At 36.1% G+C, this 24,943-nt stretch carries 20 protein-coding genes; 18 read left to right on the plus strand and 2 right to left on the minus strand.

What is annotated here, in order from left to right:
• Window positions 1-3 precede the first annotated feature (3 nt).
• Together QNH20_RS11340 and QNH20_RS11345 are read left to right on the plus strand one after the other, a co-directional pair.
• Window positions 4-777 (plus strand): SDR family oxidoreductase, encoded by a 774-nt coding sequence (locus QNH20_RS11340; protein ID WP_283922988.1) that lies wholly within the window; start codon window positions 4-6, stop codon window positions 775-777.
• Between the two features lie 135 nt (window positions 778-912).
• Entirely contained in the window at window positions 913-1,773 is an 861-nt protein-coding gene (locus tag QNH20_RS11345; RefSeq protein WP_283922989.1) for a GNAT family N-acetyltransferase, read from the plus strand.
• A gap of 65 nt (window positions 1,774-1,838) precedes the next feature.
• Here QNH20_RS11345 and QNH20_RS11350 read toward each other — a convergent pair whose 3' ends face one another.
• Both QNH20_RS11350 and motA read right to left on the minus strand, forming a co-directional pair.
• A complete protein-coding gene (locus tag QNH20_RS11350; RefSeq protein WP_283922990.1) occupies window positions 1,839-2,582 on the minus strand; it encodes a flagellar motor protein MotB in 744 nt (247 codons plus the stop codon).
• Window positions 2,566-3,363 carry a flagellar motor stator protein MotA gene (gene motA / locus QNH20_RS11355; RefSeq protein WP_283922991.1) on the minus strand — a complete coding sequence of 266 codons (798 nt, stop codon included), beginning with the start codon at window positions 3,361-3,363 and terminating at the stop codon, window positions 2,566-2,568. Before motA ends, QNH20_RS11350 begins: the two co-directional genes overlap by 17 nt.
• A 370-nt stretch (window positions 3,364-3,733) precedes the next feature.
• On the opposite strand from motA, the gene QNH20_RS11360 reads away from it, so the two are divergent.
• The 16 genes from QNH20_RS11360 to QNH20_RS11435 all read left to right on the plus strand — a co-directional run bounded on the left by QNH20_RS11360 (window position 3,734) and on the right by QNH20_RS11435 (window position 24,593).
• Window positions 3,734-4,573, plus strand: coding sequence for a CheR family methyltransferase (locus QNH20_RS11360; RefSeq protein ID WP_283923393.1), 840 nt, complete (start codon window positions 3,734-3,736; stop codon window positions 4,571-4,573).
• On the plus strand, window positions 4,545-5,582 hold the full coding sequence (locus tag QNH20_RS11365) for a protein-glutamate methylesterase/protein-glutamine glutaminase (protein WP_283922992.1): 1,038 nt from the start codon (window positions 4,545-4,547) through the stop codon (window positions 5,580-5,582). Before QNH20_RS11360 ends, QNH20_RS11365 begins: the two co-directional genes overlap by 29 nt.
• A gap of 349 nt (window positions 5,583-5,931) precedes the next feature.
• A complete protein-coding gene (locus QNH20_RS11370; protein WP_283922993.1) occupies window positions 5,932-7,272 on the plus strand; it encodes a flagellar hook-length control protein FliK in 1,341 nt (446 codons plus the stop codon).
• Window positions 7,273-7,289: 17 nt separating this feature from the next.
• The gene (flgD, locus tag QNH20_RS11375; RefSeq protein WP_283922994.1) at window positions 7,290-7,844 is read left to right on the plus strand and encodes a flagellar hook assembly protein FlgD; all 555 of its coding nucleotides are present in this window, start codon (window positions 7,290-7,292) and stop codon (window positions 7,842-7,844) included.
• A 36-nt stretch (window positions 7,845-7,880) separates the two neighbouring features.
• The gene (locus tag QNH20_RS11380) at window positions 7,881-8,792 is read left to right on the plus strand and encodes a flagellar hook-basal body complex protein (RefSeq protein ID WP_283922995.1); all 912 of its coding nucleotides are present in this window, start codon (window positions 7,881-7,883) and stop codon (window positions 8,790-8,792) included.
• Window positions 8,793-8,879: 87 nt separating this feature from the next.
• Complete coding sequence (gene fliM, locus QNH20_RS11385) at window positions 8,880-9,854, plus strand: flagellar motor switch protein FliM (RefSeq protein WP_283922996.1); 975 nt, start codon at window positions 8,880-8,882, stop codon at window positions 9,852-9,854.
• A 1-nt stretch (window position 9,855) separates the two neighbouring features.
• On the plus strand, window positions 9,856-10,971 hold the full coding sequence (gene fliY, locus QNH20_RS11390) for a flagellar motor switch phosphatase FliY (protein WP_283922997.1): 1,116 nt from the start codon (window positions 9,856-9,858) through the stop codon (window positions 10,969-10,971).
• Between the two features lie 33 nt (window positions 10,972-11,004).
• On the plus strand, window positions 11,005-11,367 hold the full coding sequence (locus QNH20_RS11395) for a response regulator (protein WP_283922998.1): 363 nt from the start codon (window positions 11,005-11,007) through the stop codon (window positions 11,365-11,367).
• Window positions 11,368-11,427: 60 nt separating this feature from the next.
• Window positions 11,428-11,838 carry a flagellar protein gene (locus tag QNH20_RS11400; RefSeq protein WP_283922999.1) on the plus strand — a complete coding sequence of 137 codons (411 nt, stop codon included), beginning with the start codon at window positions 11,428-11,430 and terminating at the stop codon, window positions 11,836-11,838.
• A 278-nt stretch (window positions 11,839-12,116) separates the two neighbouring features.
• A complete protein-coding gene (locus QNH20_RS11405; protein WP_283923000.1) occupies window positions 12,117-14,270 on the plus strand; it encodes a methyl-accepting chemotaxis protein in 2,154 nt (717 codons plus the stop codon).
• A gap of 206 nt (window positions 14,271-14,476) precedes the next feature.
• The gene (locus QNH20_RS11410) at window positions 14,477-16,630 is read left to right on the plus strand and encodes a HAMP domain-containing methyl-accepting chemotaxis protein (RefSeq protein ID WP_283923001.1); all 2,154 of its coding nucleotides are present in this window, start codon (window positions 14,477-14,479) and stop codon (window positions 16,628-16,630) included.
• Between the two features lie 242 nt (window positions 16,631-16,872).
• Window positions 16,873-19,077, plus strand: a complete 2,205-nt coding sequence (locus tag QNH20_RS11415; protein WP_283923002.1) for a HAMP domain-containing methyl-accepting chemotaxis protein — start codon at window positions 16,873-16,875, stop codon at window positions 19,075-19,077.
• A gap of 280 nt (window positions 19,078-19,357) precedes the next feature.
• Window positions 19,358-21,367: a chemotaxis protein CheA gene (locus QNH20_RS11420; protein ID WP_283923003.1), complete on the plus strand. Its 2,010-nt coding sequence runs from the start codon at window positions 19,358-19,360 to the stop codon at window positions 21,365-21,367.
• Window positions 21,368-21,387: 20 nt separating this feature from the next.
• Window positions 21,388-21,813, plus strand: coding sequence for a chemotaxis protein CheW (locus QNH20_RS11425; protein WP_283923004.1), 426 nt, complete (start codon window positions 21,388-21,390; stop codon window positions 21,811-21,813).
• A 58-nt stretch (window positions 21,814-21,871) separates the two neighbouring features.
• A complete protein-coding gene (locus tag QNH20_RS11430) occupies window positions 21,872-22,351 on the plus strand; it encodes a chemotaxis protein CheW (RefSeq protein WP_283923005.1) in 480 nt (159 codons plus the stop codon).
• A 40-nt stretch (window positions 22,352-22,391) separates the two neighbouring features.
• A complete protein-coding gene (locus tag QNH20_RS11435; RefSeq protein ID WP_283923006.1) occupies window positions 22,392-24,593 on the plus strand; it encodes a HAMP domain-containing methyl-accepting chemotaxis protein in 2,202 nt (733 codons plus the stop codon).
• The last annotated feature ends 350 nt before the right edge of the window (window positions 24,594-24,943 follow it).

The raw sequence follows: 24,943 nt of genomic DNA on the forward strand, positions 1-24,943 counted from the left end.
ACGATGCATGTGAAACAGCTATTTGATTTAACTGGAAAAGTAGCAATTGTAACAGGAGGCGGCAGGGGTCTTGGGCAGCAAATTGCTGAAGGATTTGCTGAAGCAGGGGCAAATGTGGTGATTTGTTCGAGAAGACTTGAAGCATGTTATGAAGTATGTGAAGGTCTGAAAAAGCTAGGGGTTGAGAGCTTTGCTATAAAATGTGACGTAACAAACCCGGAGGACGTTAGAAATGTTGTTGAACTGACAATGGAGAAATTTGGTCGAATTGATATTCTTGTTAACAACAGCGGTGCCTCTTGGGGCGCTCCAGTTGAGGAGATGCCGCTGGAGGCTTGGCAAAAGGTGATGGATGTCAATGTTACTGGTACCTTCTTAATGTCACAAGCTGTTGGAAAAGTGATGCTCGAACAAAAATCGGGTAAAATTATCAATATTGCTTCGGTTGCCGGTTTAAATGGTATCAATCCTAATGTGATGAATGCGATTGGTTATAATGCCAGTAAGGGTGCAGTTATTACATTTACAAAGGATTTAGCCGTAAAATGGGGGCCGTACGGTATCCATGTTAACGCGATTGCTCCAGGATTTTTTCCGACGAAAATGTCTAAAGCTATCATAGATCAAGGTGGCGAGGCCATACTTGAAAGTACCCCGTTAAGAAAATTTGGCTCATATACCGACCTTAAGGGGGTTGCGTTATTTTTAGCGGCACCTGCATCGGACTTTGTAACTGGTGACGTGTTGATTGTTGATGGCGGGGGACATGCGATGTAGGGGAGAAGGGTAAATGTAAAAAAACAATAAGGGGACCAAGACCCATTATTTTTAGAGTTTCTTATAAGGGGCTTTCCTAACTTTGATAGCTCCTTCAGATTTTTCAAAGTTAAAAATCATTAAAGGAGTAATTTTATGAAAATTACATTTAAAAAATTATTCGAATGTACAATCGAAGATATACTCATTGCCTGGAATAAGGGATTTGAAGGTTATTTTGTTCAAATGGACATGACTGCTGAACTATTCTTTAACCGCATTGTAAATGAAGGATTATCCTTAAAGCATTCCATAGTTGCGTTCGACCGAGAAGAACCGATCGCCATTGTATTAAATGGATTTCGCATGATTGACGGGAAGAAGATAGCTTGGAATGGCGGAACTGGAATTGCAACAAACTATCGCGGAAAAGGTGTTTCGAAATTGTTAATGGAAGAGGTTCTAAAAATTTATGCTGAGGAAGATATCGAAATGGCTACCTTAGAGGCTATAAAGGAAAATGTACGAGCTATTCGCTTATATGAAAAGTTTGGTTATAGTATAACGGATTCGCTCGTATTTTTAAGTGGTTATCCCGAGAAGAGATTACCATGGAACACCAGTATCCAAACCAAGATCATTCGTCCGGAACAACTTGCAACATTTTCTTTTTATAAAGATAATGTTCCTTGGCAATGTCAGTGGCAAAGTGTAAAATCTGGTGAAGCTCAAATCTATCTAGACAAGGAGCAGAACACTTTAGGCTATTCTTTGTTTAAAAGAGTTTGGGGTCAAGAAGGAAATTTGGAGAAGGTATATTTATATCAATCTGAAATTTGTGGTGATGTATCTGAAGAAATTATTCAAGGCGTTATCTCTTCCATTTCTGAAGGGGAAAGTAGTCCTATTAATTTTATAACGATTAACGGATCACTTTCAAATCCAGTCATTCAATACCTATTAAACCATGGGTTTAAGGTAACCACTGAGCAGGTTCAAATGGTGAAAAAAATATAAATAAAAGTCAGCTCCCATAAGAGGGGGGAGCTGACTTTTTTAATTAATGACTATCAAAAAAACTATTAGTATTTTCGTAAGATAATAATATTTACACGCCTATTTGCCTGTTTATGTTCTGCTGTATCATTTGGATAAAGAGGTTGAAATTCTCCATATCCAACAAATTGCAGTCGATTTTTTGCAATATCTTTTGCTTCAAAATAATGAAGGACACTAACAGCTCTAGCAGATGAAAGTTCCCAGTTTGATGCAAACTTCGCAGTTTTAATCGGAACATTATCCGTATGGCCCTCAATGCTAATTGGATTTGATACGGTATTCATTAACCCTACAAAAGCATCTAACATGTTTAAAGAACTATCCTTTAAATCTGCGCTGCCAGTATCAAAAAGAATGATATCTTTTAAGGAAATCTCAACCCCTCGCTTTGTATCAGTAAGAGTTATCATAGTTTCCAAGTGGTTGTCAACAATATACTTATTTAATTGCTCCATTAACTGATTGAGTTCTATTTCTTCTTTACTTAGTCCAGGTTCAGGTTCTTGAACAGGAGCAGGTTTATCAGGCGGCTTAACGGGAGTATTAATTGAGAGACCTGCTTCTTTACTGTCAATTTTTGTACCAGTTAATTCAGATTTGAAAGCTTCCATAATTGATTGGTATTTTGCTTTATCAAGGTTACTTGAAGCAAATAATACAATAAATAATGCTAATAAAAGTGTTAGGATATCTGCATATGGTATCAACCAAGATTCATTAATATGCTCTTCCTGCTCTACTTCAAATCTTTCACGCCGTTTTCTCATGTATTTTTTCCTCGATTTTCTGCTCGTACTTAATGCGTTCCTTTGGTGAAATATAAACGGTTAGTTTCTTTTCTAAAGAACTAGGTGAAATCCCTTTATAAATAGCTAACAAGCCGTCAATCATTAAAAGCTTTAATTCTTGTTCTTTTTTTGAAAGTCGTTTTAATTTATTTGCTATTGGGTGCCACAGCACGTAGCCTGAAAAAATACCAAGCAATGTTGCAATAAAAGCAGCTGAAATTGAATGTCCTATTTTATCTACATCAGTAATATTCCCTAGTGATGCAATGAGTCCAATAACAGCTCCGAGTACACCTAACGTTGGGGCATAAGTGCCTGCTTGAGTAAAAATAAGTGCACCTGTTTTGTGTCGCATCTCGATGGCTGCTACCTCATCTAATAAGACCTCTTCAATGAACGCAATATCATAACCATCAATAATTAGTTCAAGTCCTTTTTTGAAAAAGGGGTCAGACATATTAGAGGAAATTTCCTCAAGCGAAAGAATGCCTTCTTTCCTTGCAATTTCCGCACATGCTACTAACATTGAAATTTGCTCAGCTTTTGAAGGCAGTTTTTGTTCAAACATGGCAATTTTAAGCAATTTAGGAAACTGTTTAATTTCACTAAATGGGAAAGCTACCAAGATTGCAGCAGCCGTTCCTCCAAAAATAATTAGGTATGCTGCAGGATTGTATAGTGCAGCTAGTGAAGCTCCTTTTAACACCATTCCGAACCCAATTGCAAGAAGTGCTATCAAAATCCCTAAAATACTTGACATCGTTTTCTCCTTTTAATTTTATTTGAAAATGTTTGATAATGTCATTGTACGTCAATAGGTAAAATTCGACAATAACGTTTTTTTGATTAGTGTATTTTATTTTGAAAAAAATTTGATACTAACATCAAAAATATTTATACAAATATTGTTTAAATAATTTTATAAATAAAAAAATAACTTTGGTATCAAAAAATTTACTGAGGAGTTTAAGGTTTAGGTAGATTTCAAACTATAAATTGTTTATGTAAATGGATAAATATAATTTGACGAGAGTCTATTTATCCAGTAATTTTATACTAACAAATAAGAACTAATAACTTAAAGCCTGTCCATATTATTGGTTATATAGAGGAAGTAAAAGGTGATCAAAATGCAAGATAATGGTTTAGTAAAATTAAGTCAAATTATTTATGAATATTGTGGATTACGATTTGCTGAGCGGCTTTATTTACTTAAAGAAAAAGTTTCAAAGCGTGTATCGGAGCTCGGCCTTACTCACTGGGAGTATTGTAAATACATAGAAAAATCACCTTCTGAATGGGATGTACTTGTTGAGTTATTAACTATCAATGAAACATATTTCTATCGGGAGGAGAATCAATTAAACGAGTGTTGTTCATATGTTTTGTCCCTTATGATGAGAGAAAATAGAAATCGTCCTATACGAATATGGAGTGCAGCATGTTCAAGCGGAGAGGAACCCTATTCCTTGGCCATGTTGATTCAGGAAACGGGAAAATTTCTACCTGGATCGGTAGAGATTTTAGCAACGGATATTGACAAAATGGTTCTTCGAAAAGCCAAAAAGGGATGGTACCATCATGGTTCGTTTGCTTTCAGAAGAACCCCTGAGCATCTCTTGAAGAAATATTTCCTAAATGAAGATGGCGGCTACCAAATTATTCCGTCCATTCAAAAAATGATCCAATTTCAGCATTTAAATCTCCTTGATCAAGATAATATATCTCAATTAGGTGATGTTGATATCATTTTTTGTCGAAATATTTTGATTTATTTTGATTACGTGACGACCAAGCGGGTTATACGAAGTTTACATCAAAATTTGGCAGCCGGTGGGTATTTATTTCTTGGCCACGCTGAATCCATTACAGATATGACACTTGGGTTTAAAAAAGTGGATTCAGATAAGACTTTTTATTATCGAAAGGAATCTGATCAGAATGAAACAGTACAGTGTATTAGTGGTTGATGATTCTGCATTTATGAGAAGGGCCATTAGCAATATGCTGGAAGAGGATCCGCAATTTCATGTGATTGGTATTGCAAGGAATGGGGTTGAGGCTGTTGAAAAAGTTCAACGACTAAAGCCTGATCTTGTTACCATGGATGTGGAAATGCCAAAAATGAATGGTTTGCAGGCATTGGAGCAAATTATGCAATCAACCCCGGTTTCAGTAGTTATGTTAAGCTCTCGAACTGGTGAAGGGGCAAAGGAAACATTACATGCTCTGGAGCTAGGAGCCGTTGACTTCTTTTTAAAAGAAAATCTAATCGGACCTCAGAACAGTGTTAATCATAGTCAAGAATTTTTTATGAGATTAAGAGGGATTGTGGAAGCTAAACTTCCTCGTGAAGCAAAAGTGGTTTACCCGCAACGAAAAGAAGTAAGAAAAAGGATTAGCCAGAGTACTGATCTTATTTTCATTGGTTGTTCTACTGGCGGCCCTTCTGCTTTACAAACAATTCTCCCTCATTTTCCAGCGAATTTACCGATACCAATAGTCGTTGCCCAACATATGCCACCTGGTTTTACAAAACCTTTAGCTGAACGGTTTAATAGCCTATGTCAACTAAATGTTAAAGAAGCACAAAATGGTCAACTAGTAAGGAAGGGGACAATTTATATAGCACCCTCGGGTTTTCAAACTCGGTTTGAAAAAAAACCAGATGGCACTGTTATTTTTAAAGTGGATAACGATGAAGCAGTAGAAGCTTTATACAAGCCTTCCATTGACATAACACTTAATTCAGCGGCACCCATTTTTGCCGATCGGCTATTATCTGTAATTTTAACAGGAATGGGAGTAGATGGTATGCAAGGATGTGGAATCGTAAAAAAATATCATGGCAGCGTGTTTGTAGAAGCAGAGGATTCCTGTATTGTTTATGGAATGCCCAAAGCGGTTTTAGAAGCAGGATATGCTGATAAACAATTTGCGCTTTCACAAATGTACCAAGAAATAATGTCCTTTATATAGTTCTGATAAGACAGATCGTTTCAGTTTGAAATAACATTTCCTTTAACAAGTACTTAATAATATACAGAAAATATTTGTAGCATCCAGAATATAGCGAATGACTATCAACTTGAATCCAAAAATAAACAAAAACATATCAAAAACTATCAAAAAGCAGTGTTTAGAAGATTATTATTCATGTTTAAGTTAGTAAATAATAACTCTTTTGATAGAAAAATATCAAAAAATATTAGTAAGAATAATAAATATAAATTTATTTTTTACTAAAAAATCTCATGACGTAACCTTTTCTATGAGTTATAATGGAAAGTAATTGAAATAAAATTCCAAATGGAAGGGAGGAAGAAGTTTGGATATTACCCAAATTCCTATCAAAATAAATCAAACAAATCAATCTGAAGGTGGGAAAGCAAAGACGTTCTCAAAATCCGAAGATTTAGTGAACTCTTTTGATCAGATTTTAGCAATGTTTAATTTTGGGGGTAATTCGGACGGGCAGTCAGCAACTCCATTACAAAATCTTTCTAATACTGAACGCGGCCCAAATAATCCAACTACTATCCAAGAAGAGGACTGGCTTCAATTAGACGCTATTTTAACAGCGTTGATTGTTGGCATTCAGCAAGGACCAAATGCACAAGCAACCGAGTCATTTCAACCAGTTGAGTCTGATTTGTTAAGTCAAAGCCAATTTGCCCCAATTGATGGTAATAATTCAATGGATCAGTTGTTACAAGTTGTGAAAGATTTTAGTCAAACATCGACTAACGACACTAGTCAGTTGATTCAAGGAATCGCCCAGTTATTTTCTGAATTGCAGCTACTTGATAAACAAAAAACATTGGAGATTCCCAGTCAAATAAAGGATAAACTCCAATTAATTTTGGATGAATTTAATACTGAAAATAACATTGACAGATCAACACTATTAAACAACCAATTACAAAAAAATGAGTTGTTTGCAGCTGAAAATGGTAGTGCAAAACCTATGTTAAGTTTGGATAAAAATCAAGTAATGTTTTCATTTATACCTGAAACTGAACCGAATATCAAAGGGATAAGTGATTTTGTACGAGATCCATTAACTAAACCATCGGAAGATCTTACAAAGTTTTTTGGACAAATGTTAGTTAAGCAGCAACAGATGCAAGTTCCTAATGGTTCAATTGCCCCAAAAACTGAATCGTCCTTCCCACTTCTTCAAGTTTCAGAATTTTCTTCGGAAGTGAGTGAATGGATCAGCAGTAATATAAGATTTACTAATGGCCAGCAAGGTAGTACGCAGGTTAAATTTTCTTTGTTTCCTGAACATTTAGGCCATATTGAGATAAAAATAACATCCCAGCAGGGACTGGTATCAGCGCAAATTTTAACGGATACATCATTAGCGAAAGAAGCTTTAGAAGGCCAGCTGCACCAGTTAAAGCAGTCTTTGCTGCAACATGGATTTGTTGTTCAAAAACTTGATATCGTGCAGCAAACGCCGGTGCCAATAGATTTAAACCAAGCAAGTCTATCCTTTTCTCAAGGCGGTTCTGGTTCATCTCCTGAGCAACGAACATCACCGGAACAGGAGCTATCAAAAAATCAGGAAGATACTGATCAAAACGAATTAGACACAGAAACGATATCGCTTACATACAGAGGTGGTCCTGCCAATACCACTTCTAGTATCGATTTTACGGCTTAGAAAGGAGTTAACATGGAATGACCAATTTGTTGGGTATCAACACTGTTCCTAATAACAAATCCAAGTTTAATAATATTAAGCCATTCGAAGGAAAAACAAATTGGGTGGAGGTCAAAACTGTTCCTAATAACAATTCCCAGTTTAATAATATTAAGCCATACGAAGATAAAAGCATTTTAGGTAAAGATGATTTTCTAAAGATTCTTGTAACACAGTTAGCAAATCAAGACCCTTCTAGTCCACTTCAAGATAAAGATTTTATTGCACAAATGGCAACTTTTAGTTCTTTGGAACAAATGACGAATTTAAATATCGCTTTTGGGAAATTTGCCAATAGCCAAATCAATCAGTATACTGCTGCGATTGGTAAAGAAATTAGCTGGACACCAAAAGATGCCACATCGCCAGAAACCGGTGTGGTGACCGGAGTATCTAGCGAAGATGGAAACTATTTTTATCTGGTTGGGAAGGAAAAAGTTCCTAGCTACCTAGTGACTGAAATCAAGGAGGTCACACCTGGACCACCTGAAGTCACACCTGAACCACCTGAAGTCACACCTGAATCGAAATAATTCTATCAAAAATAAGAAAATAGGGAGGAAAAAAATATGTTAAAGTCACTTTACTCTGGTATTTCGGGAATGAAAGGGTTTCAAACAAAACTTGATGTAATCGGTAATAATGTTGCCAATGTCAATACGATAGGATTCAAGAAAGGTCGCGTTGTATTTCAAGATATTATCAGTCAAAATATTGCTGGAGCGACTGCTCCTACTGGCCAGCTGGGCGGGGTAAATCCAAAGCAAATTGGTCTTGGATCAAAGATCGCTTCCATAGATACAATACATACACCAGGAAGTCCTATGACAACTTACGTTGGCACTGACTTAGCCATTGATGGAGACGCATTTTTTGTTATTACTCCTGAAGATCCAGCATTGAATGGCAAGAGCTTCTTAACGAAGGCTGGTAATTTTACACGAGATGCAAATGGAGATCTAGTTAACTCCAATGGATTTTTTGTGTCAGGTGTTAAAGAGGATGCAACTGGGGTTCAAGAAAAAGTTAAGATTAACATAACTAAAGATGAAGTAAATAATAAGAAATTCACTTCTTATTCTATCGATGCAAACGGTTATATTAACGTAGTGGATGAAGATGGTAAAACTGGGAAATTAGCAATGGATGCCAATGGTCAATATTATTTGAACGATTCGCCAACTGCTAATCAAAATGAAAATATTTCCTTGACTACAGCTGTCGTTCCTAACCCTGGAGGTTTAAGAAAGGCTGGGAATACAATGTATGAGGAAACAGGTAATTCAGGTATAGCTGATATTGGCCGAGTAGAAAACAATTACGGAGGTCAATTTATCGCCGGTGTCCTTGAGATGTCAAACGTTGATTTAACAGAAGAATTTACTGAGATGATTGTTGCGCAACGCGGCTTCCAAGCTAATGCTAGAACAATCACGACTTCGGATTCAGTTTTGGAAGAAGTAGTGAATTTGAAACGATAACCATAGTATTGGTTAGAAATAGTTAATCGTATTAACTTTAACAAAAAAATGTTTTAATAACTCAGGGAAGAGTTAGGGGGATGCCCTTTGGCGGAAATATTATCGCAACAAGAAATCGATGCCCTTTTATCAGCATTAAATAATGGTGAATTGGAAGCATCTGATGTAACAGAGAACAAAGAAAAAGTAAAAGTATATGATTTCAAACGGGCGATGCGGTATTCCAAAGAGCAATTACGAAGCATTACGAGAATTCATGAGAATTTTACCAGATTGTTGACATCTTATCTTTCAGCTCAACTCAGAACGTTTGTTCAAATAGAAATCGATCTGGTAGATCAAGTGAACTACCAGGAATTTATCGCGTCCATCCCCTCGCGAACGATTTTGAACGTTTTTGAAGTGAAACCGATGGATGAAAAAATGGTCATGGAAATTAATCCTCAAGTGGCCTATGCTATATTAGAACGTTTGCTAGGTGGGCAAGGGGATCCATCTACTCGGAGCGGAACATTAACGGATATCGAGACAGTTCTCATACAAAGGATTTTTACTCGTGCGTTTGAAATGTATCGAGAGGCATGGAAAAACATCGAAAAAATTAATGTAAAATGGGATGCGATAGAATCCAATCCACAATTTATTCAAATCGCATCACCAAATGAAACAGTGATTATCATTGCTCTACGTACTACTATAGGAGAGATTACAGGTCGGATGACGCTTTGTTTGCCGCATTTAATTGTAGAACCGGTGCTTCCTAAGTTATCAACGCACCAAATGCTTTCTTTCATATCCAAAACCAATGTACCTCAGCAGGATAAATTAAAGCAAAACCTAGATTCAGTTACGGTTCCCGTAATTGCTGAAATAGGGGAGGCGACTTTACAGGTTTCCGATTTATTTAATCTCCAGATAGGAGATGTAATCGGAATTGAAACAGGGAAACTACAAGTTAAAGTTGATAATTTGACAAGGTTTTTGGGGAATCCCGGTCTTCAAAAAGGGCATTATGCAGTGCAAATCGATCAAGTAATCGAGACGGAAGGAGAAGGTCTATAAGATGGGCGATGGTTTATTATCTAAAGAAGAGATCAATACGCTGTTCAATCAAAATAATTCAAAGCAAAGTTTATCAATTGATGATTTTTTAAGTTCCATGGAGAAAGATGCATTAGGGGAGATTGGGAATATATCTTTAGGAAGTTCTACCACAGCTCTCTCTACTTTATTGAACCAACGTGTAGAAATTACTACACCTACCATGTCAGTAATTGAGCGAGATCGAATGGAAGAAACAATACAAGAAAGAAATGTTGCCGTTCACGTCGATTATACGAAAGGGATCCGCGGCAAAAACCTGTTAATGATTAAAGAAAAGGATGCAAAAATCATTGCCGATTTGATGATGGGCGGTGATGGTACGAACCTTACAGTTGATCTTTCTGAATTACATCTCAGCGCTGTTCAAGAAGCGATGAATCAGATGATGGGCTCTGCGGCAACATCGATGTCGACAATATTTAAACAGAAAGTCGATATTTCACCGCCGTCAATTGATGTTCTCGGTTTTCCACCGAAAAAACTAGAACAATTTGAGGATGATATTATTATCGAAGTCTCCTTCAGATTAAAGGTAGGCAGCCTTATTGATTCCAATATGATACAGCTAATTCCTCTGTCATTTGGAAAAGAAATGATCCAAAAAATCCTTTCTCCCAATGAAGCAACAGCTAGTTTGGCTTTGGAAGAAGAAGTCGTTACAACATCGGTGGGAAGCCCATCTCAACTATCAACAAATTTAAATGGTGATAGAAGGGAGACTTCACAAACTATGACATCCACTTCGACAAATGCTAAAGTACAAAAAGTTGAATATGCTGCTATCTCCGAGACACCATCAGCAAGTGCCGGAGCACGTAATATTGATATGTTATTTGATATTCCATTAGGGATAACAGTGGAGTTGGGGCGGACGAAAATGCAAATCCGCAAAATCCTGGAACTAGGACCAGGAGCTGTAATCCAATTGGATAAATTGGCAGGAGAACCTGTGGATATATTAGCTAATCACAAGTTAATCGCCAAAGGTGAAGTGGTCGTAATCGAAGAGAACTTCGGTGTTCGTATAACAGATATTATTAACCCTATCGACCGTCTAACCAAAATGACTATGTAACTTTCAACAATGAATAATGGAGGAGAGCATGCAATGGCAAAGGTATTAATCGTTGATGACGCAGCGTTTATGCGCATGATGTTAAAAGATATTTTAAACAAGAATGGACTAGAAGTTGTTGGAGAAGCAGTAAATGGTGCCGATGCCATTGAAAAATATCGGGAGCTTCAGCCTGATATAGTGACTATGGACATTACAATGCCTGATATGGATGGTATTACGTCCGTTAAGGAAATTAGAGCTTTTCATCCACAAGCTAAAATTATTATGTGTTCGGCAATGGGACAGCAGCCAATGGTATTAGAAGCAATTCAAGCAGGTGCGAAAGATTTTATTGTGAAGCCTTTTCAAGCTGATCGCGTTATAGATTCAATTAATAAAGTATTAGCAAGCTAAATGGTCACACGATTTCTTGTTTTTTTTAGTAAGTAAAAAACAAAAAGAGGGGGAGGACTTTTGAGTACACCAAAACTAACGAACTGCCCAAAATGTGGGAAGCTATTCCTCCGAGTTAGAAATATTTGTGAGGGTTGTTATCAAAAACAAGAAAATGATTTTTTGAAGGCAGCAGCTTATCTGCGTGAACATTCCGGAATTACGATTCAAGAATTAAGCGACGCAGTTGGGGTCTCGGTTGCTCAAATTCGTCAATTTATCTGGGCAGGCCGAATTCTGGTGAATGATTTTCCTAACCTATCTTATCCATGTGAAACGTGCGGAAAAATGATACAAAAAGGGAAACAATGCTCAAGTTGCATTGAGACCCTAAAACATTTAGCAAATCAAGTTGAGAAAAAAGAAGAAAAAGGTGACCGCAGCCAGAATCGGGACGGATTGGCCGGTGGATATATATATCATAATTTATAAAAAAATATGAGCGAGATGTGGTAAGTATTAACCACTCTCGCTTTTTTTGATTAGAATTTTGTATCAAACAAAGCTGTAGAGCTTCTGATGGTTATCGAAAACCAAACAAGAGTCAAAAAAAGGTCAAAAAGAAATTGTATGAAATGTCAAAAATTATGATATTATTAAATCCGAAAGAGCTTATTTGATAGAAAGGATGTAACATCTTTATATAATTGTTAGAAAAAATAATTTTTTGATAAAAAATTAATTCGGTGCCATAAAAGGAGAGGTAAACGATGTTAAAAAAAGTTTCGATGAATGTGAAACAATGGGGCAGTTATGTCATTATCATATTATTCTTTGTGGTTATAACTGATGTTTCTTACAATAATGTAAACCATCTAAGAGATCAAACACTTCATATAGGAAAAAATGATGTACCTAAGATTGTCTTAGTGGGCAACTTAATGGAAGAGTTTACACGAGTTCGCTTAAATACATCCAAGCAGGCTTTTGAGCAAAACCTGGAGGAAAAAGCGAAAATAGAAAAACTCGTAGCCGAGGACATCGTTAAAGTAAGAAAGAATATAAAGAAAATGGAAACATTAAACCATACCAATAAAGATAAAAAATTATTAACCGAGTTTAGCAAAAGTTTCGAAGAATATGTTGCTGATCTCCCATCACTCTTTGAAGTATCTAAAAGTAATAATTATGAATTCATACATACACAAATGGAAGTACTGGACCCAATTGGAGAAAAAACTGTCACTTCCCTTGATAATCTTTATAAAGGTGCCCAAAATAATGCTAATGTTACCCTCAAAGCTTCCGAAAAGGATTCAAATAGGTTTAATTATGAAATATTAATCCTTTCTGTAATCGCTTCCCTTTTTAGCGTCTGGATTGCATTCTTTATGACTAGACTCATTAGTCGAGCCATCAATAGGGTAGTAAAAAATGTTGAAATTACAACGAACTCTGTTACGGAAATTAAAAATTCGATTAATAATACAACGATTAGTTCACATGAATTGGATACTTCTATGAATAAAGCGAACGATTCAGTAAATCAACTTGTTACAACTATTCAACATGTTGCAGGAACCACCAATAAAACGGCAACTGATATAGAAGAAATCTCTGCGGCGATAGAACAAATGAGTGCTACGATTAATTTAGTTGCAAAAAGCGCTGGCCATTTGGATATTTCCGCAGAAGAAACATCTTCTGCTATTCAAGAAATGATGGTTTCTATCGAACAAGTAGCTGGAAATGCTAGAAAAGCCGGTTCAGGTGTGGAACAAATATCTAATGCAATAGAGGAAATGAGTAAATCCATAAAAGGAGTTAGTGAAAATGCAGTAAATATGACTCAAACTGCTGAACAAGCTGCTGATAAGGTTGAGGAAATGGTAGTATCAATCCAGCAAGTAGCAAACAGTGCACAAACAATCAACCAACTAAGCCACTCCGTGAAGCATGATGCCCTTGAAGGAACGATTTCTTTGAATGAAACATTGAATGGGATGGAGGAAATTTCTCAAGTGATTACCCAAGCAAGTGATGTTATAGAGAATTTGGGAAAAAGCTCTGAGGAAATTGGCAGCATAATTGAAGTCATCGACGATATCGCGGATCAAACCAATCTATTAGCCCTTAATGCTGCCATTGAGGCTGCACGTGCAGGAGAGCATGGCAAAGGGTTTGCAGTTGTTGCCGAAGAGGTACGTAAGCTAGCTGAGCGCTCCGCAAATGCTACAAAAGAAATTGCCACCCTTATTAAAGGTATTCAAAATGAAACTGTGATTGCCGTTTCCGCAATTAATGAGGGGGCCGATAAAGTAAAAATTGGCAATGAGTTGGCGGATAAAACGAATCAAGCGATTATAAAAATTTCTGAAGGTATCGCCCAGGTGACAGAAGAAATGAACCAAATTGCCAAAGCAACAGAAGAACAAACCAAGAACAGCGAATTCATCACTAAAGCTGTCGAGAATGTGACGAATCAAGCAACGGAAATGACTTATTCCACCAAAGAACAATCTACAAATGCTGAAGAAATAGTCAGTGGTATTATTGAAACAAAAGATCAGGTTCAACAAATTAGTTTGGCAATGGCTGAACAAGCAAAAGGAAGTCAAGCAATCGTAGAAGCAATTGAAAATGTTACAAACCAATCTAACTCTGTAACTAACGCAACTAACGAACAATCACTTACTGCGGAAGAAATTGTTCGCAATATCAACAGCATAAAGGAATTGGTCAATCAAATGACCATTGCATCAAATGAGCAAGCAACATATGGGCAAGAAATCATCTTGGAAGTAGGGAATGTTCGTATACAAACAGAAGAGTTAAATACTAGTATTGAAACTCAAACCAAAGAGGTGGAGGAAGTAGTAATTGCTGTTACTGAAGTAAATACGCAAATTGAAAAACTAAAATAATCTGCCTATGTGATGAACCGCCTTCATATAGTTTGTGAAGGCGTTGTTTAAGATTGTACTTAAAAAAAGTTTTGAAGATTTATCGTAAGCAAGAAATTAAACAAAAGGGTTCATTTCAGAAATAGTGGTTGAGAAATTGTGTTATGGAACTAAGAAAATATAGATGACTATCTGTTTTATCTAAATAAACAACTAGGAGATTCGAGATGTTAAAAAAACTTTCAATGAATGCAAAAGTACGGTCAAGTTTTACTGCTATCTTAGTTTTACTTTTTGTGATTAGTTTAATTTCTTATTCAAACTTAAGTAAATTGTCCATAAATCTACACCAAATATCAGATAAAGAAATTGTTAAGATTAAAACAATAGGAAAACTTTCTGAGAATATGACTAGAGTAAGATTATTCGTTGCTAAACATGCAACGGAAGTGGATCAAGCTAAAAAAGATAGTTCAGAAGAATTTTTAAATGAATCTATTAAACAAGTAAAAGAAAATATAGTTACTTTACGTCCTTTGTTAAAAACAGATTCAAACAAACAAAACCTAGATGAATTCGAAAAGCAATTCAACGAATATCAAAAATTAATTCCTTTAGCATTAACAAAATCCAGAGAGCTGGACTTGAAAGGATTTGCAGATGTATTTATTACCATGGGGCCAATCGGTGAAAAAGCTGTTGTAGAATTAGCCACTTTACAATCCGATATAGAAAAAAACGAGAAAAAGACGACTGGAGAGACTTACAAACAAATAGGAACAAGTAAAACAATGATATTAATAGTATCAATTCTTGCTGTGCTATTGAGCGGAGTAATTATTTACTTAATTACAAGATTAATCTCACGCTCTGTGGCAGGAGTAGCGAAAAATGTCGAAACCACAACAAAATCTGTTACCGAGATAAAAAATTCGATTGATAAAACAGCAATCGGTGCACAAGAATTGGAAGGTTCGATGAATAAAGCAAACGTTTCAGTTAGCGAACTTGTTGCTTCAATCCAACAGGTAGCAGTGACCACAAATGGAACGGCAACTGATGTGGATGAAATCTCTGCAGCTGTAGAACAAATGAGTGCTTCGATTAATATAGTTGCAGAAAGTGCAGGTTACTTAGATACGTCTGCTGAAGAAACATCTGCAGCTATACAAGAAATGATGGCATCAATTGAACAAGTGGCAGGGAATGCTGAAAATGTGGAAGCTAGTGTAGAACAAATCACTTTGGCGATTGAATTAATTAGTCAGTCTATTAACGGGGTTAGCAAAAATGCAATTAATTTGCATCAAACTGCTGAACAATCCTCCGAAACGGTGGAGGAAATGGTTGTTTCAATTATGAAAGTTGCCGACAGTGCACAAACCGTTAACCAACTTAGCAACTCTGTTAAGAATGATGCACTAGAAGGAACAGTCTCTCTGAATGAAACATTGAATGGTATGAAAGAGATTTCTCACGTGATTAATCAAACAACGGATGTAATGAAAAATTTAGGAAATAGTTCTGAAGAAATCGGCAGCATAATTGAAGTTATTGATGATATCGCTGAACAAACGAATCTATTAGCACTCAATGCCGCAATCGAGGCTGCACGTGCAGGAGAACATGGTAAAGGCTTTGCCGTTGTAGCCGATGAAGTAAGAAAACTAGCTGAAAGATCTGCAAAGGCAACAAAAGAAATTGCAGTCCTCATTAAAGGGATTCAAAATGAAACGGCTATAGCACTTAATTCAATCAAAGATGGTGCCCAAAAAGTAAGTGTAGGAAATCAATTAGCCGAACAAACGAATCAAGCTATTAATAAAATTTCTATAGGCATTGCTAAAGTAACCGAGGAAATGAACCAAATTGCCCACGCAACAGAAGAACAAAGGAAGAATAGCGAATTTATCACAAAAGTAGTTGAAAATGTAACAAAGCAGGCAACTGAAATGACGTATTCTACAAAAGAACAATCCATCACTGCTGATGAAATCGTCATTGGCATAAACAATACAAAAAACCAAGTTCAACAAATCAGTATGGCTACAGCGGAACAAGCCAAAGGCGGTCGTGCAATAGTTGAAGCAGTAGAAAATGTCACAACCCAAGCAAGTTCTGTGACAAACGCAACTAGAGAACAGTCACTAACTGCTGAAGAAATTGTCAATAATATTGGTAATATTAAAGAAATGGTACGACAAATGATGATTGCGACAAGTGATCAAGCAAGATATGGTGAAGAAATTGCGTTAGAGGTGGGAAATGTTCAGAAACAAACTGAAGAGTTAAATAATAGTATTGAAACGCAAACGAATGAAGTAGACGAAGTAGTATCTGCAATTAATAACGTAAATACACAAATTGTCAGACTAAAATAATTGGTAATAGAAAAAACGCCTCCGCAGAAATTGGAGGCGTTTTTTCCTATTACCATTTTCAATATATTTTTACATCAAACATGGGGGATAGTAATCAAAAACTCGACTTTTTGTTTGTGGAAAATATATAAAAATAAAAACTATCAAAAAATTTTGGATAAAAAGTCAAAAAATATGCTAAGATAATGTATATTTAGATAATTTAAAAAGCTATTGATTCTAAATGGGGGAGAGAGTAAATAATGTTTCGTAAAATTTCATGGAAAGTATTAAGAAGTAAGAGATTTAGTAAATTGTATAATAAGTTGTCAATGAATGTGAAACAATGGGGTAGTTATATCACCATCCTTTTATTTTTAGGAACAATAACCTATGTTTCATACAATAATATTAACCATTTAAATAATCAAATGCTTTATTTAGGAAATACACAAGTGCCAAAGATTGAATTAATCGGAAATTTAAAAGAGGAGGTAACCTCTATTCGATTATATGCATCGAAGCATGCGTATGAACAAAATGATCAAGATAAAGCTAACTTAGAGCAGTTTATAAATGTGGACATCGAAAAAGTAAGAAAAAATATAAAAGAGATGGATAAACTAATCATTCATGAAAAAAATAAACAAAAATTAACAGAGTTCAGTACAAACTTTGAAAAGTTAGTTGCCTATATCCCATCTTTCTTAGAACAATCCAGAAGTAATGATTATGAATCAGCACACTCACAATTGTTGGTATTGGCAGCTTTTGAAGGAAAAACCATTGTCTCTTTAAATCAACTGGCTAAAGATATTAAACAAGATAACAAGGATATTCTTGCAGAATCAAAAGAAAAAGCGTCTAGTTCTTCCTATCAAATTATTGTCTTTTCGATTGTGGCAATGTTGTTCAGCATTTTAATTTCCTTTTTCATGACTAAACTCATTCGTCGAGCAGTAATTCGGGTTGTAAATAATGTAGATTCCACTACTAAATCAGTTACAGAAATTAAAAAATCGATTGATAAAACCGCTATTAGCGCGAATGAATTAGATACCTCGATGAACAAAGCAAATGATTCTGTTAATGAACTTGTTGCCTCTATTCAACAGGTAGCTGGGAACACAAATGTAACCGCTTCAGGTGTGGATGAAATATCTGCTGCAGTGGAACAAATGAGTGCTTCTATTAATTTGGTTGCAGCTAGTGCAGATCACCTGGATGCTTCTGCGGATGAAACTTCTGCAGCTATTCAAGAAATGATAGTAAATATTGAACAAGTAGCCCTTAACATTGGAAACGCAGGAACTGGTGTGGAGCAAATCACGAAATCAATCGAGTTAATGAGCGAATCCATTAAAGGAGTAAGCGAAAATGCCCTTAGTTTAACTGCTACGGCTGAACTTTCTTATGAAACAGTTGAGGAAATGGTCGTATCGATCAAGAAAGTAGCAGATAGTGCACAAACGGTTAACGAACTTAGCAATTCTGTTAAAAATGATGCACTAGAAGGGACAAGCTCACTGAATGAAACATTGAATGGAATGAAAGAAATTTCTCAGGTGATTAACCAAGCTAGCAATGTAATTGAGAGCTTAGGGAAAAGTTCTAAAGAAATTGGTAGCATTATCGAAGTTATTGATGATATCGCTGATCAAACCAATTTATTAGCACTCAATGCCGCGATTGAAGCAGCACGTGCAGGAGAATATGGAAAAGGTTTTGCGGTTGTTGCCGATGAAGTGCGGAAACTAGCTGAACGGTCTGTAAAAGCAACAAATGAAATTGCTATCCGAATCAAAGATATTCAAAATGAAACCGCAGTTGTCATCACATCTATAAAAGAAGGCGAGCAAAAAGTAATTGTTGGAAATCAATTAGCGGAAAAAACAAACCAAGCAATCAAAAAGATTGCTAAAGGAATAACCCATGTGACAGAGGAAATGAACCAAATTGCTAAAGCAACAGAAGAACAAACGAAGAATAGTGAATTAATTACAAAAGCGGTTGAGAACGTGACAAAACAAGCAACAGAAATGACAGAATCAACAAAAGAACAAACAATTAGGGCTGAAGAAATCGTTTTAGGGATTAATAATACAAAAGAACAAGTTCAACAAATCAGTTTAGCTACAGCAGAACAAGCACAAGGAAGTCAAGCGATCGTTTCGGCTATTGCAAATGTTACTACACAATCAAGTTCTGTGACAAACGCAACCAAAGAACAGGCCCTTACTGCTGAAGAAATTGTCCACAATATCGGCAGAATAAAAGAAATGATTCAAGAAATGATGATTGCTACAAATGATCAATCCCGATACGGTCAAGAAATCGCAATCGAGATTGGAAATGTTCAGAAACAGACAGAGGAATTAAATGCTAGCATTGAATCTGAAACCAAAGAGGTGGAAGAGGTGATACAAGCTATCAATGATGTAAATACGCAGGTAATAAAGTTAAAATAATTGACTAAAATAATAAGACGCTTTCGCAGGATTTGCGAAGGCGTTTTATTATTTCTCTTATAGCTGTTTTTTGATAGAAAGAGTGTTTTTTATCAAAAAGAATATAAATGTTTAAAAAATCGTGATAAAAACATCAAAGTTTTAAAAAATAATCAAAAATATTCGATTGTTAAATCAAAAAATATGGTAATATGAGGTATAAATATGACTTCTTAATATGTAATTACTCCAATGTCAGTGGATACTACTTTTGTATGCTATTTTGTAAGGGGAGTTTGAAATGGATTTAAATAATTATTTAGAAATGTTTATCGAAGAATCAAAAGATCATTTACAAGCAATAAATGACGAATTGTTAAAACTAGAGCTGGAACCAGAAAACATTGCTATTATAAACGAAATCTTTCGATCAGCCCATACGCTTAAAGGGATGGCTGGTACGATGGGCTTTGAAGACCTGGCATCGTTGACTCATGAAATGGAAAACGTCTTGGATCTTCTTCGAAATTCCCAGTTGAGTATAACATCTGAAATAATGGATGTCATATTTAAGTGCGTTGATTTTATCGAAAAAATGGTAAATAGCATCGAGCAAGGGGGCGATGGAAAAGAAAATGTAACAGAAATCGTATCCCAACTTGCAAAGATACAAGATCCATCCCATACATATCAAGCTGACCTTTTTGATGCCTCTCATGAGTTGGCAGTTGCAGCGGACTTGGTTATTGATGAGTATCAAAATTCCATAATTAACGAAGCGAAAATGATGGGCAATAACGTCTATCAAATCACATTAACACTAGATGAAAGATGTGTGATGAAATCGGTTCGTGCCTATATGGTTTTTCAAGTGGCGGAAGAACTTGGAGAGATTATCCAGACCAATCCACCAGTAGAAGAAATAGAAGAAGAAAAGTTTGAACATTCATTTAGCCTTTTACTGTTGTCACAGTGTGCCATGCAAGAAATACAAACAAGACTGACCAATGTTTCAGAAGTAAAAGAAGTTATTGTAACTGAAGGATTAAGTCAAGAAATTGTAGAGGAAAACCCGTCTGTCACAAACTATGAAAATATAGCTCCAGGAAACCAACTCCCAGAGAAAGAAAACAATGGGGAAAACAAGAAAAAACAACGTTCAAAATCTATTCGTGTAGATATTGAAAAACTGGATCACTTAATGAATCTATTTAGTGAATTGATTATTGACCGTGGAAGGCTTGAACAAATTGCCCGGAAGTCGGGGCTTTCTGAACTTACGGAGACGGTAGAACATATGACTCGTATTTCGACAGATCTGCAAGATTTAATTTTGAATATGCGCATGGTTCCAGTAGAACAAGTATTTAATCGATTTCCGCGGATGGTACGGGACTTAGCAAAAGAGTTAAATAAGAAAGTTCAATTAGTTGTGGAGGGTGCCGAAACAGAATTAGATCGTACGGTCATTGATGAGATTGGAGATCCTTTAGTCCATTTACTAAGAAATGCCTTAGATCATGGACTTGAATCTACTGAGGAAAGATTAGCCAACAATAAGCCAGAAGAAGGAAAAATTTTATTGAAAGCATACCATAGTGGAAACCATGTGTTTATCGAAGTTGTTGATGATGGGAAGGGCATTAACCGTGAAAAAGTACTGAATAAAGCGATTGAACGGGGAGTTGTATCGATAGAGGAAGCTAAATCTCTTACGGATCAACAAATTTATTCTTTGATCTTCTCATCTGGATTTAGCACAGCTGATAAAATATCAGATATTTCAGGACGTGGTGTGGGTCTTGATGTAGTAAAAACGAAAATTGAATCTTTGGGTGGTGTAATAAGCATTGATTCGACACCAGGACAAGGGTCTATATTCCACATTCAATTGCCGTTAACGTTATCTATCATTAATTCAATGTTAGTGAATGTGGATGAAGAAACATACGCGATTCCGTTTACTTCTATAGTGGAAATAACGACGATAACATTTGATGAAATAAAAACGCTTCATGGACAAAAAGTATTCCAATTCCGCGGCCAAGTCGTACCGTTAATTTATTTAAACGATGTTTTCCATGTACCACCTATCGAAACAGCATTCAAAGAACAACACCATTATATTGTTATTGTTCGAAAAGGAAATAAGACAGTAGGGTTAGTGGTTGATTCAGTATTGGGCCAACAAGAGGTTGTATTAAAATCTCTAGGAGGCTTATTATCCAATCTATTTGCTATATCAGGTGCGACCATTCTTGGGAATGGGGAAGTAGCTTTAATAATAGATTCCAATCAATTTATTAAATAGAAAGGAGAGGTCCTTCTAAAATGACAATGGTAAAAATAGTTTCTTTTATATTGGCAGAAGAAGAGTATGGAGTGGACATTAATCATGTCCAGTCCATCGAACGAATCGAGCATATTACAAGGGTTCCAAATGCTCCAATGTTCGTAAAAGGTGTAATAAATCTTCGTGGAAATGTCATTCCAATTATTGACCTTAGAAGCAAGCTAAACCTTGGACACGCAGAACATACTGCAAATACTCGGGTAATAATCACAAAATTTGAAGATATCGAATTAGGTTTAATTGTTGATCAAACAACCGATGTTATTGATGTAAACACTGATGATATCGAAGCTATTTCCTCTAGTGATTTGGATTCCGACTATTTTGGAGGTATTGCTAAAATCGAGGGGCGGTTAATCATTCTGTTAAAAATAGCAGAGTTGATGAAAGTAACAACTGACTAAACAAAGTATGCAGGTTGATGTTAGCTGCTCATTTTTTATTAAAGAAAAGGGGGATCGTATGAAGGGGCAATTCAAGTTAGAGGATTTTAAGGCACTCATTTTTAAAGTAGGCGATGAAGAATATGGAATAAATATAAAACAAGTGGTTTCCATTGAGCGAATGCAGACTATCACTCCTTATCCAAATCGGCCGCCTCATGTATTAGGTGTTACTACCATACGGGAAGTTGTGACACCCGTTGTGGACGTACGAACGGCGCTAACAGGTGAATCACTTAAACCAACCGATAATATGAGAATAATTGTTGTTCACACATCTGATAATGCAATCGGACTTGTGGTAGATGCCGCTACGGATGTGTTAGATATTTCTCAGGATACAATCCAACAATCAAACCTTATTGAGGAAAAAGATGTTGCTTACCTATTGGGGATATCTAAACAAAGCGACCGTTTGTTAATCCTGTTAGACATCGAAGAATTACTTAAAGATACAACAAACTTAGATGAATTAAAAGAAATTAAGAATGAGTTATAGATTATTATATGTTTTTAGAACTAGAAGGGAAAGGTTAAGAATGTTTAGGAAAGAATCAAACAAAGCATTAAATAAACCATCAAAAAAAGCATCAAGAAAATTATCAATGAATATGAAACTATGGGGTAGTTATTTCATCATTATATTATTGTTAACAACACTTGCTTTTGTTGCTTTTAAAAACATTTACTCTTTAGGTGACCAATTATATGTAATGGGGGATAAACAAGTTTCTAAGTATAAAATATTAGGAGACTTAAAAGATGAGCAAACTCGTACGCGCCTCTATGTAGTCAAGCATGTGTATTTGCCGGATGAAGAAGATAAAGTAAAAATTGAACAAGCTATGGATTCTGAAGTCGCAAAAATAAGAAAGAATATTAAAAAACTAGATAAAACACTTGCTAATGGTCAAACTAAAAAAGATTTAGCAGAGTTCAGCAAAAACTTTGAAGCCTGGCTCGCCACTACTCCAACTTACTTTAAAGATTCAAGAACCAATAATTATGAAATCATTAAACCACAGATGGCCAAAATGACAATTTTTGGGGAAAAAGCAAACTCTTCTCTTTATAAAGTAGAAGCAGGAATCGACAAGGCTAACAATACTAGCATAAAAGATTCTCGCCAACATGCAGTTATTTCCTTATATCAAATTCTAATTGTTTCTGGTGTTGCAGTGCTATTTAGTGTTTTCATTTCCTTCTTTATGACTAGAATCATTCGCCGTTCTGTTATTGGTGTTGTCAATAATGTCGATAGTACAACAAACTCTATTTCTGAAATAAAAAAATCGATTGATCAAACAGCGATCAGTGCACAAGTATTAGATGCATCGATGAACAAAACTAACGATTCTGTAAGCGAGCTTGTTACTTCCATTCAACAAGTATCAGGGAACACGAATGTAACGGCTTCCGGTGTGGATGAAATCTCCGCTGCGGTGGAACAAATGAGCGCCTCGATTAGTTTGGTGGCTAATAGTTCAGATCAATTAGCCGCCTCAGCGGAGGAAACATCTTCTGCTATTCAAGAAATGATGGTTTCTGTCGAACAAGTGGCTGGGAACGCTGGTAATGCAGGGGCAAGTGTAGAACAAATAGCATCAGCTATTGAATTAATGAGCAAGTCTATTGAAGGGGTAAGCAAGAATGCAGTTAATTTGAACCAAACTGCTGAACAAACCTCTGAAACGGTGGAGGAAATGGTTGTTTCAATTAAGAAAGTTGCCGACAGTGCACAAACCGTTAACCAACTTAGCAACTCTGTAAAAAATGATGCCCTAGAAGGAACAGACTCTCTGAATGAAACTTTGGATGGGATGAAAGAAATTTCTCACGTGATTAACCAGACAATTCACGTAATGGAGAATTTAGGTAAAAGCTCTGAAGAAATCGGAAGCATTATCGAAGTTATTGATGATATCGCCGAACAAACGAATCTATTGGCACTTAATGCTGCGATTGAAGCAGCTCGTGCTGGAGAACATGGAAAAGGATTTGCGGTTGTTGCCGAAGAAGTACGTAAGTTAGCTGAACGGTCTGCAAAGGCAACAAAAGAAATTGCCAGCCTCATCAAGGGAATTCAAAATGAAACAACTGTTGCTGTCACCTCCATCAATGAAGGTGCTGATAAAGTCAACATTGGAAATCAATTGGCGGAAAAAACAAATCAAGCAATAAAGAAAATATCAGAAGGAATTGTCCAAGTAACAGAGGAAATGGACCAAATTGCAAAAGCCACGGAAGAACAAACGAAGAATAGTGAATTTATTACAAAAGCAGTGGAGAATTTTACGAAGCAAGCAACAGAAATGACTTATTCTACAAAAGAACAATTCATCACTGCTGAAGAAATCGTCACAGGTATAAACAATACAAAAAACCAAGTTAGACAAATAAGTATTGCTACAGCGGAACAAGCGAAGGGCGGTCGTGCAATAGTTGAAGCAATAGAAAATGTCACAAACCAATCTAGCTCCGTGACAAACGCTACTAAAGAACAGGCCCTTACTGCCGAAGAAATCGTCAGCAGCATCACCCATATTAAAGAATTGGTCAATCAAATGGCGATAGCTACAAGTGACCAAGCAAGATATGGTGAAGAAATAGCTTTAGAAATTGGCAATGTTCAGAAACAAACTGAAACGTTGAACGATAGCATAGTAACTCAAACTAAAGAAGTTGATGAGGTAGTTTTCGCAATTACTGACGTTAATACACAAATTGAAAAACTAAAATAAAAAGCTGTTACTTTTGAAACGCTTTCGCAGCTTTGCGAAGGCGTTTTAATTCCCCACTTATATTTTGATAGAAAAGTTTTTTTACAATTTTTTTTATATCAAAGGCTGTTTTCGTAAAGTTCGTTGCTTTTTTTTGTAATTTAACTTTAACTATCTGAGTTGATTGTAGCGGAGGGCACTTGACTCCTGCGGGAAAAAGAGGGAAGTGGGAGACCCCGCAGGCGGTAACGCCGAGGAGGCTCCCATCCCTCCCCGCGGAAAGCAAGTGCCTGGAGCGGAAATCAACGGGCAAACTTTATAGTCTAAAAACAACAATCTATGCGAAAAGAGCCTATCCAAAAGAGGAGAAG

This window comes from Neobacillus sp. WH10 (assembly GCF_030123405.1).
Lineage (GTDB): Bacteria > Bacillota > Bacilli > Bacillales > Cytobacillaceae > Neobacillus.

Excerpts from the sequence above, each read along its gene's own strand:
- QNH20_RS11340 (WP_283922988.1), top strand. The coding sequence starts at position 4 with ATGCATGTGAAACAGCTATTTGATTTAACTGGAAAAGTAGCAATTGTA.
- QNH20_RS11345 (WP_283922989.1), top strand. The coding sequence starts at position 913 with ATGAAAATTACATTTAAAAAATTATTCGAATGTACAATCGAAGATATA.
- QNH20_RS11350 (WP_283922990.1), bottom strand. The coding sequence starts at position 2,582 with ATGAGAAAACGGCGTGAAAGATTTGAAGTAGAGCAGGAAGAGCATATT.
- motA (WP_283922991.1), bottom strand. The coding sequence starts at position 3,363 with ATGTCAAGTATTTTAGGGATTTTGATAGCACTTCTTGCAATTGGGTTC.
- QNH20_RS11360 (WP_283923393.1), top strand. The coding sequence starts at position 3,734 with ATGCAAGATAATGGTTTAGTAAAATTAAGTCAAATTATTTATGAATAT.
- QNH20_RS11365 (WP_283922992.1), top strand. The coding sequence starts at position 4,545 with ATGAAACAGTACAGTGTATTAGTGGTTGATGATTCTGCATTTATGAGA.
- flgD (WP_283922994.1), top strand. The coding sequence starts at position 7,290 with ATGACCAATTTGTTGGGTATCAACACTGTTCCTAATAACAAATCCAAG.
- QNH20_RS11380 (WP_283922995.1), top strand. The coding sequence starts at position 7,881 with ATGTTAAAGTCACTTTACTCTGGTATTTCGGGAATGAAAGGGTTTCAA.
- fliY (WP_283922997.1), top strand. The coding sequence starts at position 9,856 with ATGGGCGATGGTTTATTATCTAAAGAAGAGATCAATACGCTGTTCAAT.
- QNH20_RS11395 (WP_283922998.1), top strand. The coding sequence starts at position 11,005 with ATGGCAAAGGTATTAATCGTTGATGACGCAGCGTTTATGCGCATGATG.
- QNH20_RS11405 (WP_283923000.1), top strand. The coding sequence starts at position 12,117 with ATGTTAAAAAAAGTTTCGATGAATGTGAAACAATGGGGCAGTTATGTC.
- QNH20_RS11410 (WP_283923001.1), top strand. The coding sequence starts at position 14,477 with ATGTTAAAAAAACTTTCAATGAATGCAAAAGTACGGTCAAGTTTTACT.
- QNH20_RS11415 (WP_283923002.1), top strand. The coding sequence starts at position 16,873 with ATGTTTCGTAAAATTTCATGGAAAGTATTAAGAAGTAAGAGATTTAGT.
- QNH20_RS11420 (WP_283923003.1), top strand. The coding sequence starts at position 19,358 with ATGGATTTAAATAATTATTTAGAAATGTTTATCGAAGAATCAAAAGAT.
- QNH20_RS11425 (WP_283923004.1), top strand. The coding sequence starts at position 21,388 with ATGACAATGGTAAAAATAGTTTCTTTTATATTGGCAGAAGAAGAGTAT.
- QNH20_RS11430 (WP_283923005.1), top strand. The coding sequence starts at position 21,872 with ATGAAGGGGCAATTCAAGTTAGAGGATTTTAAGGCACTCATTTTTAAA.
- QNH20_RS11435 (WP_283923006.1), top strand. The coding sequence starts at position 22,392 with ATGTTTAGGAAAGAATCAAACAAAGCATTAAATAAACCATCAAAAAAA.